Origin of the sequence: Pararhizobium sp. IMCC21322 (genome assembly GCF_030758295.1) — a bacterium.
Classification (GTDB): domain Bacteria; phylum Pseudomonadota; class Alphaproteobacteria; order Rhizobiales.
Window position 1 is genome coordinate 2,393,350 of the sequence record NZ_CP132335.1, and the last position, 16,843, is coordinate 2,410,192.

The 16,843-nt window shown below is 51.7% G+C and carries 3 protein-coding genes; 2 read left to right on the forward strand and 1 reads right to left on the reverse strand.

The annotated features are described in order from the left end of the window. Positions 1-27 precede the first annotated feature (27 nt). Positions 28-12,615 (reverse strand): cadherin-like domain-containing protein, encoded by a 12,588-nt coding sequence (locus tag RAL91_RS11485; RefSeq protein ID WP_306262373.1) that lies wholly within the window; start codon positions 12,613-12,615, stop codon positions 28-30. A gap of 277 nt (positions 12,616-12,892) precedes the next feature. Between RAL91_RS11485 and RAL91_RS11490 the strand changes: the two genes are divergently transcribed. Beyond that, complete coding sequence (locus RAL91_RS11490; protein ID WP_306262375.1) at positions 12,893-14,638, forward strand: ABC transporter transmembrane domain-containing protein; 1,746 nt, start codon at positions 12,893-12,895, stop codon at positions 14,636-14,638. Then, a complete protein-coding gene (locus RAL91_RS11495; RefSeq protein WP_306262377.1) occupies positions 14,635-16,833 on the forward strand; it encodes a peptidase domain-containing ABC transporter in 2,199 nt (732 codons plus the stop codon). Before RAL91_RS11490 ends, RAL91_RS11495 begins: the two co-directional genes overlap by 4 nt. Positions 16,834-16,843 lie beyond the last annotated feature (10 nt).

Sequence of the window (16,843 nt, forward strand, 5' to 3'; positions counted from 1 at the left end):
CGCCCGAATAATCGGGCGCCTTTTTTCTTACCAGTTGATTTGTTCAAGCTGATCAAAGTCGATCTGGCTACCATCATCAAAGTTGATTGTACCAGCTGCATCGTCTGACAGATCCAGACTGTCGCCATTCTGGCCTTCAATCGAACCGCTGGTGATAGTAACTGTCCAGTCGGTTCCGTAGGAGTTGCTGTCGAAGCCATTCAGTTCAATGGCGTCAGTCCAGCCGCCGCCTGCGCCGCCGTCGACGGTGTCAGAGCCATCGCCCGCCCCATAGATGAAGATGTCATCCCCATCACCGCCGGAGAGGTAGTCATTACCGGTCCCGCCGGTCAGAACGTCGTTTCCGTCTTCGCCGTAGATGTAGTCTGCTCCGCCGCCGCCATCGATTGTGTCGTTCCCGCCACCGCCCAGCAGAGCTTCCGTACCATTGCTGCCGGTAATTACATCATCACCGTCGCCGGCTCTAATGATCTCAACGCTGGATAGGGTGGTCCCGTTGGATTCCCCACCACTGACTGTGCCTGCTTCAAGGTTTATAACCATATCATCGTCTGTCGCGACGCTGAGCGTATCCCAGCCTGAGCCGCCATCTATGGTATCTGCACCCTCACTCAGGATGATTGTGTCATTGGCATCTCCGCCAAAGATCACATCGTCACCGCCACCACCGTCGATCGTATCTTCTCCGCCGTACCCATAAATCACATCCGTACCAGAACCGGCGGAGATACTTGTTCCACCTGATCCGGAATCATAGGTGAACGTGATATCCTCTTCGTAGGTTCGCCCGTTATTGTCTTTGGCTTTGACTGTGATGGTTGCCGCGTAATCGCCGGAAGGCAAATCCTTGGTGAGGGAAATCTTTCCAGTTGAGGAATCAATCGTGAACAATCCGGATTCACTGTCGGTCAAAGAAAAACTGTGCGACGAACTACCTGGATGGGCGTCGAAACTTGCGGTGGCAACTACGTCTTTTTTGCCGGGTTTACTGCTAAATGAATCTGCAGAGAAATGCATATCGGCTTCATACACATCGACCACATCAACCGTCAGCGTTTCGGTATAGCTGGCACCATCGTCATCGGTCACACGGACATTCAGATTGAAGACCGTATTTTGTTCATAATCGATGTCCGCGTCGGCACGGATTTGGATTTCGTTGCCGACAATTATGAAATTCGAATCAGTGACAACATTTCCTGCACCATCCACGAACTCATAGGAGAATTCGGTGTCGTCGACATCGGTGGCGGAAAGCGTGGCAACTGTGCCGGATGTGCTGTTCTCCTTGATCGACAGCGTTTCCTCACCCTGGAACGTGATGGCACTGACGTAATAATCGCTCGAACCGGAGGTGCCCTCCTGTCCGCCCGGGAATTCCGATGCAGCAAAGACTATTCTGTCAAACCCACCACCATCAGTGGCGGTAACTTTAAGTGTTGCGGTCAACTCACCGGGCTCACTGTCAACAATGCCGCTTCCAACTTCAACACCATCACGATAGGCCGTCCAGGTTCCCTCTTCACCGCCATTGCCCTCAGAACCATACAAGCGGTCGACATCGACAGTCACCGAGGTCTGATCGGCATCGAAGTCGAAAATCAATTCTTCGGATACTTCGTGTTCAGTATTGTATTCAATCTGACTGGCAACGTCACCGGAATCCCCATTGGCCCCAATGCCGGAGTTGGTATAGGAAACATTGTCTTCGGATTCAGAAGTCAGACTTCCATCAGAGTTGATGTTTCTCGCTGTAACGGTAACGCCGGAAACAGTGTCATAATTGCTCGTCGTGATTGTCTGTGTCGTCAGGAACTGAATGTCTGTTGGCGCATCATTGACCTCAGTGATGTCGAGAACCGCTGTGGCATCATCAGTTGTCGTTCCGTCAGAGACGGTAAATGCAAACGGTACATCATCCGCATTCAAGTCAGCGGTTGGTGCAAACGTCCAGGTTCCATCACCATTATCGGTGAGGGTTCCATACTCAGCATCAACACTGACATCGGTCACAGTCAGCTCGTCACCATCAATGTCAGAAGCGTTGGCCAAAAGCGCAGCTTCGGTAATGATAAAGCTGGTGTCTTCAGCCGTTGCGCCCAGATCGACATCATCAGCCACCGGCCCATCGTTTACTTCGGTAATATCCAGAACCGCCGTTGCATCATCAGTGGTTGTTCCGTCAGAGACGGTAAATGCAAACGGTACATCATCCGCATTGAGATCGGTTGTTGGTGCAAAGGTCCATGTCCCATCACCATTATCGGTGAGTGAGCCATACTCTGCATCCACGCTGACATCTGTGACAGACAATTCATCGCCATCAATGTCAGATGCATTCGCCAGCAAGGCAGCTTCGGTAATGATGAAGCTGGTGTCTTCCTGGGTAGCCCCAAGATCAACATCATCCGCCACCGGCCCATCATTGACTTCCGTGATATCCAGCACAGCAGTTGCATCATCAGTGGTTGTTCCGTCAGAGACAGTGAACGCAAACGGCACATCATCCGCATTGAGATCAGTCGTCGGCGCAAACGTCCAGGTCCCATCACCATTGTCGGTGAGGGTTCCATACTCAGCATCAACGCTGACATCTGTCACAGTCAGTTCATCGCCATCAATGTCAGAGGCATTCGCCAGCAAAGCTGCTTCGGTAATGATGAAGCTCGTGTCTTCAGCTGTTGCGCCCAGATCAACGTCATCGGCTACAGGCCCATCGTTGACTTCGGTAATATCGAGAACCGCAGTGGCATCATCTGTTGTGGTGCCGTCAGAGACGGTAAAGGCAAATGGCACATCATCCGCATTGAGGTCAGCGGTTGGCGCAAAGGTCCAGGTCCCATCACCATTATCGGTGAGGGAGCCATACTCTGCATCAACACTGACATCTGTCACAGTCAGTTCATCGCCATCAATGTCGGAAGCATTCGCCAGCAAAGCTGCTTCGGTTATGATGAAGCTGGTGTCTTCCTGAGTTGCACCAAGGTCCACATCATCGGCCACAGGTCCATCATTGACCTCGGTGATATCGAGAACCGCTGTTGCATCATCTGTTGTCGTTCCGTCAGAGACGGTAAAGGCAAACGGCACATCATCGGCATTCAAGTCAGCGGTCGGTGCAAAGGTCCAGGTTCCATCACCATTATCGGTGAGTGACCCATACTCAGCATCCACGCTGACATCGGTCACAGTCAGCTCGTCACCATCAATGTCAGAAGCGTTGGCCAAAAGCGCAGCTTCGGTAATGATGAAGCTCGTGTCTTCAGCTGTTGCGCCCAGATCAACGTCATCAGCCACCGGCCCATCGTTTACTTCGGTAATATCGAGAACCGCTGTTGCATCATCTGTGGTTGTTCCATCAGAGACGGTAAAGGCAAACGGCACATCATCGGCATTCAAGTCAGCGGTCGGTGCAAACGTCCAGGTTCCATCACCATTATCGGTGAGGGTTCCATACTCAGCATCAACACTGACATCGGTCACAGTCAGCTCGTCACCATCAATGTCAGAAGCGTTGGCCAAAAGCGCAGCTTCGGTAATGATGAAGCTCGTGTCTTCAGCCGTTGCGCCCAGATCAACGTCATCAGCCACCGGCCCATCGTTTACTTCGGTAATATCCAGAACCGCCGTTGCATCATCAGTGGTTGTTCCGTCAGAGACGGTAAATGCAAACGGTACATCATCCGCATTGAGATCGGTTGTTGGTGCAAAGGTCCATGTCCCATCACCATTATCGGTGAGTGAGCCATACTCTGCATCCACGCTGACATCTGTGACAGACAATTCATCGCCATCAATGTCAGATGCATTCGCCAGCAAGGCAGCTTCGGTAATGATGAAGCTGGTGTCTTCCTGGGTAGCCCCAAGATCAACATCATCCGCCACCGGCCCATCATTGACTTCCGTGATATCCAGCACAGCAGTTGCATCATCAGTGGTTGTTCCGTCAGAGACAGTGAACGCAAACGGCACATCATCCGCATTGAGATCAGTCGTCGGCGCAAACGTCCAGGTCCCATCACCATTGTCGGTGAGGGTTCCATACTCAGCATCAACGCTGACATCTGTCACAGTCAGTTCATCGCCATCAATGTCAGAGGCATTCGCCAGCAAAGCTGCTTCGGTAATGATGAAGCTCGTGTCTTCAGCTGTTGCGCCCAGATCAACGTCATCGGCTACAGGCCCATCGTTGACTTCGGTAATATCGAGAACCGCAGTGGCATCATCTGTTGTGGTGCCGTCAGAGACGGTAAAGGCAAATGGCACATCATCCGCATTGAGGTCAGCGGTTGGCGCAAAGGTCCAGGTCCCATCACCATTATCGGTGAGGGAGCCATACTCTGCATCAACACTGACATCTGTCACAGTCAGTTCATCGCCATCAATGTCGGAAGCATTCGCCAGCAAAGCTGCTTCGGTTATGATGAAGCTGGTGTCTTCCTGAGTTGCACCAAGGTCCACATCATCGGCCACAGGTCCATCATTGACCTCGGTGATATCGAGAACCGCTGTTGCATCATCTGTTGTCGTTCCGTCAGAGACGGTAAAGGCAAACGGCACATCATCGGCATTCAAGTCAGCGGTCGGTGCAAAGGTCCAGGTTCCATCACCATTATCGGTGAGTGACCCATACTCAGCATCCACGCTGACATCGGTCACAGTCAGCTCGTCACCATCAATGTCAGAAGCGTTGGCCAAAAGCGCAGCTTCGGTAATGATGAAGCTCGTGTCTTCAGCTGTTGCGCCCAGATCAACGTCATCAGCCACCGGCCCATCGTTTACTTCGGTAATATCGAGAACCGCTGTTGCATCATCTGTGGTTGTTCCATCAGAGACAGTGAATGCAAAAGGAACATCATCTGCATTCAAGTCAGCGGTTGGTGCAAAGGTCCATGTGCCATCACCATTATCGGTGAGGGAGCCGTATTCTGCATCTACGCTGACATCTGTCACGGTCAGCTCATCACCATCAATGTCGGAGGCATTCGCCAGAAGCGCAGCTTCCGTAATGATGAAGCTTGTGTCTTCAGCTGTTGCCCCAAGATCAACATCATCGGCTACAGGTCCATCATTGACTTCGGTAATGTCGAGAACCGCTGTTGCACCGTCTGTTGTCGTGCCGTCAAAGACAGTGAACGCAAACGGCACATCAACAGCATTGAGATCGGTTGTTGGTGCAAACGTCCATGTTCCATCACCATTATCGGTGAGGGAGCCGTATTCTGCTGAGACTGAGACATCCGTCACAGACAGCTCATCGCCATCAATGTCAGATGCATTCGCCAGCAAAGCTGCTTCCGTAATGATGAAGCTTGTGTCTTCAGCTGTTGCACCAAGATCCACATCATCCGCCACCGGACCATCATTGACTTCCGTGATATCCAGAACCGCTGTTGCACCGTCGGTTGTAGTGCCGTCAGAGACGGTAAAGGCAAATGGCACATCATCCGCATTCAAGTCAGCGGTTGGTGCAAAGGTCCATGTGCCATCACCATTATCGGTGAGTGACCCATACTCAGCATCAACACTGACATCGGTCACAGTCAGCTCGTCACCATCAATGTCAGAAGCGTTGGCCAAAAGCGCAGCTTCGGTAATGATGAAGCTCGTGTCTTCAGCTGTTGCGCCCAGATCAACGTCATCAGCCACCGGCCCATCGTTTACTTCGGTAATATCGAGAACCGCTGTTGCATCATCTGTGGTTGTTCCATCAGAGACGGTAAAGGCAAACGGCACATCATCGGCATTCAAGTCAGCGGTCGGTGCAAACGTCCAGGTTCCATCACCATTATCGGTGAGGGTTCCATACTCAGCATCCACGCTGACATCGGTCACAGTCAGCTCGTCACCATCAATGTCAGAAGCGTTGGCCAAAAGCGCAGCTTCGGTAATGATAAAGCTGGTGTCTTCAGCTGTTGCGCCCAGATCAACGTCATCAGCCACCGGCCCATCGTTTACTTCGGTAATATCGAGAACCGCTGTTGCATCATCTGTGGTTGTTCCATCAGAGACGGTAAAGGCAAACGGCACATCATCGGCATTCAAGTCAGCGGTCGGTGCAAACGTCCAGGTTCCATCACCATTATCGGTGAGGGTTCCATACTCAGCATCAACACTGACATCGGTCACAGTCAGCTCGTCACCATCAATATCAGAAGCGTTGGCCAAAAGCGCAGCTTCGGTAATGATGAAGCTCGTGTCTTCAGCTGTTGCGCCCAGATCAACGTCATCAGCCACCGGCCCATCGTTTACTTCGGTAATATCCAGAACCGCCGTTGCATCATCAGTGGTTGTTCCGTCAGAGACGGTAAATGCAAACGGTACATCATCCGCATTGAGATCGGTTGTTGGTGCAAAGGTCCATGTCCCATCACCATTATCGGTGAGTGAGCCATACTCTGCATCCACGCTGACATCTGTGACAGACAATTCATCGCCATCAATGTCAGATGCATTCGCCAGCAAGGCAGCTTCGGTAATGATGAAGCTGGTGTCTTCCTGGGTAGCCCCAAGATCAACATCATCCGCCACCGGCCCATCATTGACTTCCGTGATATCCAGCACAGCAGTTGCATCATCAGTGGTTGTTCCGTCAGAGACAGTGAACGCAAACGGCACATCATCCGCATTGAGATCAGTCGTCGGCGCAAACGTCCAGGTCCCATCACCATTGTCGGTGAGGGTTCCATACTCAGCATCAACGCTGACATCTGTCACAGTCAGTTCATCGCCATCAATGTCAGAGGCATTCGCCAGCAAAGCTGCTTCGGTAATGATGAAGCTCGTGTCTTCAGCTGTTGCGCCCAGATCAACGTCATCGGCTACAGGCCCATCGTTGACTTCGGTAATATCGAGAACCGCAGTGGCATCATCTGTTGTGGTGCCGTCAGAGACGGTAAAGGCAAATGGCACATCATCCGCATTGAGGTCAGCGGTCGGCGCAAAGGTCCAGGTCCCATCACCATTATCGGTGAGGGAGCCATACTCTGCATCAACACTGACATCTGTCACAGTCAGTTCATCGCCATCAATGTCGGAAGCATTCGCCAGCAAAGCTGCTTCGGTTATGATGAAGCTGGTGTCTTCCTGAGTTGCACCAAGGTCCACATCATCGGCCACAGGTCCATCATTGACCTCGGTGATATCGAGAACCGCTGTTGCATCATCTGTTGTCGTTCCGTCAGAGACGGTAAAGGCAAACGGCACATCATCGGCATTCAAGTCAGCGGTCGGTGCAAAGGTCCAGGTTCCATCACCATTATCGGTGAGTGACCCATACTCAGCATCCACGCTGACATCGGTCACAGTCAGCTCGTCACCATCAATGTCAGAAGCGTTGGCCAAAAGCGCAGCTTCGGTAATGATGAAGCTCGTGTCTTCAGCTGTTGCGCCCAGATCAACGTCATCAGCCACCGGCCCATCGTTTACTTCGGTAATATCGAGAACCGCTGTTGCATCATCTGTGGTTGTTCCATCAGAGACAGTGAATGCAAAAGGAACATCATCTGCATTCAAGTCAGCGGTTGGTGCAAAGGTCCATGTGCCATCACCATTATCGGTGAGGGAGCCGTATTCTGCATCTACGCTGACATCTGTCACGGTCAGCTCATCACCATCAATGTCGGAGGCATTCGCCAGAAGCGCAGCTTCCGTAATGATGAAGCTTGTGTCTTCAGCTGTTGCCCCAAGATCAACATCATCGGCTACAGGTCCATCATTGACTTCGGTAATGTCGAGAACCGCTGTTGCACCGTCTGTTGTCGTGCCGTCAAAGACAGTGAACGCAAACGGCACATCAACAGCATTGAGATCGGTTGTTGGTGCAAACGTCCATGTTCCATCACCATTATCGGTGAGGGAGCCGTATTCTGCTGAGACTGAGACATCCGTCACAGACAGCTCATCGCCATCAATGTCAGATGCATTCGCCAGCAAAGCTGCTTCCGTAATGATGAAGCTTGTGTCTTCAGCTGTTGCACCAAGATCCACATCATCCGCCACCGGACCATCATTGACTTCCGTGATATCCAGAACCGCTGTTGCACCGTCGGTTGTAGTGCCGTCAGAGACGGTAAAGGCAAATGGCACATCATCCGCATTCAAGTCAGCGGTTGGTGCAAAGGTCCATGTGCCATCACCATTATCGGTGAGTGACCCATACTCAGCATCAACACTGACATCGGTCACAGTCAGCTCGTCACCATCAATGTCAGAAGCGTTGGCCAAAAGCGCAGCTTCGGTAATGATGAAGCTCGTGTCTTCAGCTGTTGCGCCCAGATCAACGTCATCAGCCACCGGCCCATCGTTTACTTCGGTAATATCGAGAACCGCTGTTGCATCATCTGTGGTTGTTCCATCAGAGACGGTAAAGGCAAACGGCACATCATCGGCATTCAAGTCAGCGGTCGGTGCAAACGTCCAGGTTCCATCACCATTATCGGTGAGGGTTCCATACTCAGCATCCACGCTGACATCGGTCACAGTCAGCTCGTCACCATCAATGTCAGAAGCGTTGGCCAAAAGCGCAGCTTCGGTAATGATAAAGCTGGTGTCTTCAGCCGTTGCGCCCAGATCAACGTCATCAGCCACCGGCCCATCGTTTACTTCGGTAATATCGAGAACCGCTGTTGCATCATCTGTGGTTGTTCCATCAGAGACGGTAAAGGCAAACGGCACATCATCGGCATTCAAGTCAGCGGTCGGTGCAAACGTCCAGGTTCCATCACCATTATCGGTGAGGGTTCCATACTCAGCATCAACACTGACATCGGTCACAGTCAGCTCGTCACCATCAATATCAGAAGCGTTGGCCAAAAGCGCAGCTTCGGTAATGATGAAGCTCGTGTCTTCAGCTGTTGCGCCCAGATCAACGTCATCAGCCACCGGCCCATCGTTTACTTCGGTAATATCCAGAACCGCCGTTGCATCATCAGTGGTTGTTCCGTCAGAGACGGTAAATGCAAACGGTACATCATCCGCATTGAGATCGGTTGTTGGTGCAAAGGTCCATGTCCCATCACCATTATCGGTGAGTGAGCCATACTCTGCATCCACGCTGACATCTGTGACAGACAATTCATCGCCATCAATGTCAGATGCATTCGCCAGCAAGGCAGCTTCGGTAATGATGAAGCTGGTGTCTTCCTGGGTAGCCCCAAGATCAACATCATCCGCCACCGGCCCATCATTGACTTCCGTGATATCCAGCACAGCAGTTGCATCATCAGTGGTTGTTCCGTCAGAGACAGTGAACGCAAACGGCACATCATCCGCATTGAGATCAGTCGTCGGCGCAAACGTCCAGGTCCCATCACCATTGTCGGTGAGGGTTCCATACTCAGCATCAACGCTGACATCTGTCACAGTCAGTTCATCGCCATCAATGTCAGAGGCATTCGCCAGCAAAGCTGCTTCGGTAATGATGAAGCTCGTGTCTTCAGCTGTTGCGCCCAGATCAACGTCATCGGCTACAGGCCCATCGTTGACTTCGGTAATATCGAGAACCGCAGTGGCATCATCTGTTGTGGTGCCGTCAGAGACGGTAAAGGCAAATGGCACATCATCCGCATTGAGGTCAGCGGTCGGCGCAAAGGTCCAGGTCCCATCACCATTATCGGTGAGGGAGCCATACTCTGCATCAACACTGACATCTGTCACAGTCAGTTCATCGCCATCAATGTCGGAAGCATTCGCCAGCAAAGCTGCTTCGGTTATGATGAAGCTGGTGTCTTCCTGAGTTGCACCAAGGTCCACATCATCGGCCACAGGTCCATCATTGACCTCGGTGATATCGAGAACCGCTGTTGCATCATCTGTTGTCGTTCCGTCAGAGACGGTAAAGGCAAACGGCACATCATCGGCATTCAAGTCAGCGGTCGGTGCAAAGGTCCAGGTTCCATCACCATTATCGGTGAGTGACCCATACTCAGCATCCACGCTGACATCGGTCACAGTCAGCTCGTCACCATCAATGTCTGATGCATTCGCCAGAAGCGCAGCTTCGGTAATGATGAAGCTGGTGTCTTCAGCTGTTGCACCAAGATCAACATCGTCCGCAACCGGTCCGTCATTGACTTCGGTAATGTCGAGAACCGCTGTTGCACCGTCGGTTGTAGTGCCGTCATAGACAGTGAATGCAAAAGGAACATCATCTGCATTCAAGTCAGCGGTTGGTGCAAAGGTCCATGTGCCATCACCATTATCGGTGAGGGAGCCATACTCTGCATCTACGCTGACATCTGTCACGGTCAGCTCATCACCATCAATGTCGGAGGCATTCGCCAGAAGCGCTGCTTCCGTAATGATGAAGCTTGTGTCTTCAGCTGTTGCCCCAAGATCAACATCATCGGCTACAGGTCCATCATTGACTTCGGTAATGTCGAGAACCGCTGTTGCACCGTCTGTTGTCGTGCCGTCAAAGACAGTGAACGCAAACGGCACATCAACAGCATTGAGATCGGTTGTTGGTGCAAACGTCCATGTTCCATCACCATTATCGGTGAGGGAGCCGTATTCTGCTGAGACTGAGACATCCGTCACAGACAGCTCATCGCCATCAATGTCAGATGCATTCGCCAGCAAAGCTGCTTCCGTAATGATGAAGCTTGTGTCTTCAGCTGTCGCGCCGAGGTCTACATCATCTGCAACCGGTCCATCATTGACTTCAGTGATATCCAGAACCGCTGTTGCACCGTCGGTTGTCGTTCCGTCAGAGACGGTAAAGGCAAACGGGACATCATCCGCATTGAGATCGGTTGTTGGTGCAAACGTCCATGTGCCATCACCATTATCGGTGAGGGAGCCGTATTCTGCTGAGACTGAGACATCCGTCACAGACAGCTCATCGCCATCAATGTCAGAAGCATTGGCCAGAAGCGCTGCTTCCGTAATGATGAAGCTTGTGTCTTCCTGGGTAGCCCCAAGATCAACATCATCGGCTACAGGTCCATCATTGACCTCGGTGATATCCAGAACCGCTGTGGCATCATCAGTTGTGGTGCCATCAGAGACGGTAAACGCAAACGGGACATTATCCGCATTGAGATCGGTTGTTGGCGCAAACGTCCACGTTCCATCACCATTATCGGTGAGTGAGCCATACTCTGCATCAGCACTGACATCTGTCACAGTCAGTTCATCGCCATCAATGTCGGATGCATTCGCGAGCAGAGCAGCTTCCGTAATGATGAAGCTCGTGTCTTCCTGGGTAGCGCCGAGGTCAACATCATCCGCAACCGGGCCGTCATTGACTTCCGTGATATCCAGCACAGCAGTTGCATCATCAGTGGTTGTTCCGTCAGAGACAGTGAACGCAAACGGCACATCATCCGCATTGAGATCAGTCGTCGGCGCAAACGTCCAGGTCCCATCACCATTGTCGGTGAGGGTTCCATACTCAGCATCAACGCTGACATCTGTCACAGTCAGTTCATCGCCATCAATGTCAGAGGCATTCGCCAGCAAAGCAGCTTCCGTAATGATGAAGCTGGTGTCTTCAGCAGTTGCACCAAGATCTACGTCATCAGCCACCGGACCATCATTGACTTCAGTGATATCCAGAACCGCTGTTGCACCGTCGGTTGTAGTGCCGTCAGAGACGGTAAAGGCAAATGGCACATCATCCGCATTGAGATCGGTTGTTGGCGCAAAGGTCCATGTGCCATCACCATTATCGGTGAGGGAGCCATACTCTGCATCAACACTGACATCTGTCACAGTCAGTTCATCGCCATCAATGTCGGAAGCGTTGGCCAGCAGGGCAGCTTCGGTAATGATGAAGCTTGTGTCTTCCTGGGTAGCGCCCAGATCAACGTCATCCGCAACCGGACCATCATTGACAGCTGCAACGCGAACAATTCCGCTGCCAGGAATCGTGACTTCGCCATCACTTACCGTAAATGCAATGTCTACATCACCATTGAAGTCCGAGTCTGGTGTGAACGTCCACGTGCCATCGCCGTTATCTATGATTTTGCCACCACTGACAGTCACATCAGCAGCAGTTAAAACATCGCCATCCGCATCCTCATAGGTTGCCAGCAGCATATCCTGTGTGATCACCTTTGAGGTGTCTTCGTCCGTGATAGTCCCAAACAGGTCCAGTTCTATCGGCGCGTTGTTTTCTTCTGGAGCGGAGCCTCCCCCGGAACCGCCTTGCGTACTGCCATCAGTAGAGGCGGTAGCGGCCGTCGGGCCTGCCTCATCCGCGTTATAAGGGTCTGTGGCTGCTGGTGTGAAAGAACGCTCCGATGATGATCCTGCATCTTCAACTGATGCGAATTCGCCGGTACTTCCATTGCCAGTATTGTTGGGTGAGGTATCGGGGGTGACACCAGGCGAATTTTCAGGCGTACCGTTGGGTTTGGTAATTGAGTCCAGACGCTGTTCATCAAATGCCTGAGGTGTAAACAGTGCCTCGGCACCGATTACTCCGTCAGCCAGAAACGCCTCATGACCATTCGCCAGATTTTCATTGCCAAAGTCGACAGAATTGTCTGTCAGGACAAAGTCATGCGTATCATCGGTCAAACGGTTCGCGGTTTGCTCATTGGTGGGTGTTTGCCCATCTTTACCGTTTGCACGCTGATTGCCTGATTTTGTCGTTTGCTTAGCCATGTTTGTCCTCAAATCCCCAACGGAATACGCAATTTCTCAAACGCATTGAGGGCAATCAGCCATAATACCGCGTTAACAAGCCCGGTAGAATTTGAACTATCGGAACCACAGCGCTGAATTACTGCCAAATTGGTAACCAATTCCTTTTCAAAGACATACAGGCTTTCACGGTTCCTTAAGGACGGACGCATAGTGTTCCCTGGTCAACAACCGGCGTTACCAGTGTCGGATTATGACGCAAATTGTATCGCGAATTGTATTGAGTAGAGCGACAAGTATGGCGTTGACTAAGAAGAAACCCAAGACAGCTTCAATTCTTTGGTCATCCGGGTTTGAACGGTTCGGACTGGGGACGGGGCGTCATCTGCGCATTGGCCCATCGGTTGTGCTGATGTCCAGCGTCATCAATATCCTCGGCCTTTTGATGCCGCTATCTATTCTGATTGTTTACGATCGCATTGTACCGAATGCCTCTTATGAATCGCTCACCATGCTTGTGGTGATGTTGATTGCATTTGCTTTGGTTGAAGCTGGATTACGGGTTTGTCGGGCATATGTACTTGGCTGGTCAGCTGCAAAGTTTGAGTTGCAGACAACCCTGCAAGCGCTGAACAAAGTTTTGACTGCGGACTATTCGTCTTTGAATTCAGTGCCACCCGTGCGCCAGGCAGAACGTTTGAAAGCAGTGTCGCGCTATGCTGACTTCATGGGAAGTCAATCCAGGCTGGCATTGATCGATCTGCCCTATGTCGTTCTGTTTTTAACTGTGATGGCCCTCATTGGTGGCTGGTTGGCAATCGTGCCGATTGCGGTCATTGCTGTGTTCACGGTTGTCATCCTTGTCTTGGCGGGCCGCTTTCGTCGGGTTCTGGAAGAACGTAAAAGCCAGGACACGAAAATTTATGATTTCATCGCAGAATTGCTGATCGGAATCCATACGATCAAGGGCGCCTCCATGGAATCGCAGATGTTGCGGCGGTTCGAGCGTTTGCAAAAGGGGGGCAGCATTACAGATTTTCAATCCATAGCGGTCTCCGCACACAGCCAGACCCTTATGGGCCTGTTCGGCAACACAACGATTATTGCCATGGTTACAACCGGTGGCTGGCTTGCTGCAGTCGGCGATCTGTCTGTGGGAACTCTTGCTGCCTGTACGATGCTCGCCGGGCGCACAATTCAGCCTGTTGTTCGTGTCGCGGGTATTTGGAACGAATTGCAAAGAACGGCGCTAGCACATCAGGATATCGGAGAGCTTTTCTCCAGCGAATCTGGGCCAAAAACAGCTCCGGTGGGGCAGGGCGTGCCGATCACCGAGAAGGCTGAACCGATTGCCCTGCAAGCGCAGAATATCTCTGTTGAACGTGTTAGTCGACCTTTGATTGAAGACATAAATTTTGATCTGAGACCCGGCCTGTTCCTGGGTGTTGAGGGCCCCGACGGTGAGGGAAAGTCCACCCTTATGCGGGTTTTGGGTGGAGATATGCCGTCATCGGGCGGAACGCTGCTTGTGAATGGAGAACCCATTACTGAAGCGACACGAGAGACATGCCGGATCGCATTTGCCAGTGCCAGTCAAGGCCTCTTCACCGGCACCATTCTTGATAATCTAACGCTTTTCGGGGGAGGTACCTCCATCGAAAATGCACGCTGGGCAGTAGATCTCATTGGCTTGCGCAAGTCGATCAATGCGCTGCCACTTGGCTTTGATACACCCGTTGGAAACACTGCTTCAGCAGCGCTCGCGAGTGGCTTCATCCAAAGAATAATTTTGGCCAGAGCTTTGGCTCAAAGACCAAGTCTGCTTGTTCTTGATGAACCTCAGGCATTTCTTGATAATGCTGCCGACCGAGATGTTTTGGCGGGTTTGAAGGAGCTCAAAGGTACGATGACCATTGTCATGGCAACGAACCGGCCATCTTATCTGCGGCTGGCAGATATTCGTTTGAAAGTTCAAAACGGACGGCTTGTTCCTGTTCAGGATGACGCAGCAGAAGCGCCAAAGCAGTTGGGGTCCGCAGCATGACGACTAAAGATCTCGACCACATGACCAAATCAGAGATCGATGAGACCCAGGTAGAATCCAATGCGGTTCACAAAAACCTGAAGTCATTGGCCAATAGCTTAGATGATGGGTTCCATCCAGCGGTAGATGTAAACAGACAGTTGGACAACATCTGGGAAGCCTGTCTGGTCGAGTTGCTGGAAGCAAGAAACTGGCCCGGCACAGAGCGACGTATTATCGAGGCGAGCCCTCATCTGCTTGAGATAGCCGATCTTGACGAGATGAGAGCAGTCCTGTCTCGGCTCGACTTCCAAACTGCTCGGCACAATATCGAGCTCAACAAGCTTGACCCAAATACGCTGCCCTGCATTGCTCTTATTGACGGAACACCTTTGGTTCTTCTGCGGTTTATCTCGGAAGATAAGCTAAATGTGTTTGATGGTCGCACTCGCGAAGAGCGGGTCATTGACGTCAGTCGCAAGCCTGTAGAGGTTTGCCTGGTTGAGCCCACACTGGGCGCGGCGAAGTCGGCACGCACCGAAAATTGGTTCAAGCAATCTCTTTATCAGTTTTTGAAGCCAATAATGGGCGTGTTTCTTCTAACGCTGATTGCGAATATTCTGTCTTTGGCGACGCCGCTTTACGTGATGTCTGTCTACGATCGGGTGGTCGGCGCCAAGGCAATCGAAACGCTTTTCACTTTTCTGGGCGTCATTGTTCTGATTGTCGGATTTGAAATGTATCTGCGCACGAAGCGCAGCAATCTAATCGCTTACGTCGGAGCGCGCTTTCATAATATTCTCAGCAATCAGGCGCTGAAGCAGATTCTGGGGCTTCCTGTTCCCATGCTGGAAAACTCCAGTATTTCGTCACAGTTGACGCGTTTCCGGCAGTTCGAAACAATTCGTGCGTTTTTCACCGGGCATATCGTGTCAGCATTGCTGGATTTGCCTTTCACCCTGATTTTTCTGGGAATTGTATTCTGGCTCGGCGGCTCGCTCGGCTTCGTGCCGGTAGCGCTGGTGCTCATATTCACTGCGGTCGCAATTTTTTCGGTGCCCAAAACACGCAACAATGTTGCAGAGGGCGGGCGGGCAAGCGCTCGCTCCAGCAGCTTTATTGACGAAACATTGGACAAGATATCAACCATCCGGCAGTTGCAGGCCGAAACGCTGTGGCAAAGCCGTTTCACCAGTTTCGTAAGCGATGATACCGTTCTGCGCTTTAAAGCGCGTTTCTTTGACGGCACCATGCATACATTTTCGCAAAGCCTGGTATCGGTTGCAGGGGTAGCTACTCTTGGATTAGGTGCGCTGCAGGTGATTGCGGGTGATCTGTCAATTGGTGCGTTGATTGCGATTATGATGGTGGTTTGGCGCATCTTGTCGCCCATACAGACCGTATTTTTGTCCTTGAACAGAATAGCCCAATTTCGAGAAACTGTTTATCAGATCAACGCTCTGATGCGCTTGCAGGTCGAGCGGAAAATTGCTGTCAGAAACCGTTTGCATGCGCCGTTGACCGGAGCCTTGACATTTCAGGGCGTGAGCTTCCGGTATCCAGGCACCTCGGAACCGGCAATCAGAAATCTCTCTCTCCAAATTAAGTCTGGAGAAATTGTGTGTGTTTCGGGAAGTACCGGCGCGGGCAAGACGACCATGACAAAACTGATAGCTGGCTTCTATCAGCCTCAGGCCGGACTTATTCTGTTAGATGGACTGAACCTTCGGCAATTGGACGTTTCAGAGGTTCGTACAGACATCGGCTACGTACCACAGACGCCGCATCTGTTTTACGGAACGCTCAAGCAGAATTTAACGCTTGCCATGCCACATGTCGATGAGGAGCAGCTACACGTTGCGCTACAGGAAGCCGGCATAGATATAAACGGCCCCGAATTTCCAAGGGGACTTGATACGATTATCCGGGATGGCGGAGCTTATCTCAGCGACGGGTTGCGAATGGAACTATCCATGGCGCGCGCGTATCTGAAACGCAGTTGCCTCTATGTTCTGGATGATCCCGGTGCCTATCTCGACAGGAAAGGTGACGCGAAACTGATCCGGACGTTGAATCACCTACGGGGCAAGGCAACCGTTGTCCTGATCTCCAGTCGTCCGGGGCTTATGCGCGCATGCGATCGTGTCATTCACCTGAACAACGGCACCGTTACTGCTGACGGAAAGCCCGAAGACGTGTTGAAGGCAATAGCATGACCCAAAACCA

Coding starts and splice junctions, on each gene's coding strand:
- RAL91_RS11485 (WP_306262373.1), bottom strand. CDS start 12,615: ATGGCTAAGCAAACGACAAAATCAGGCAATCAGCGTGCAAACGGTAAA.
- RAL91_RS11490 (WP_306262375.1), top strand. CDS start 12,893: ATGGCGTTGACTAAGAAGAAACCCAAGACAGCTTCAATTCTTTGGTCA.
- RAL91_RS11495 (WP_306262377.1), top strand. CDS start 14,635: ATGACGACTAAAGATCTCGACCACATGACCAAATCAGAGATCGATGAG.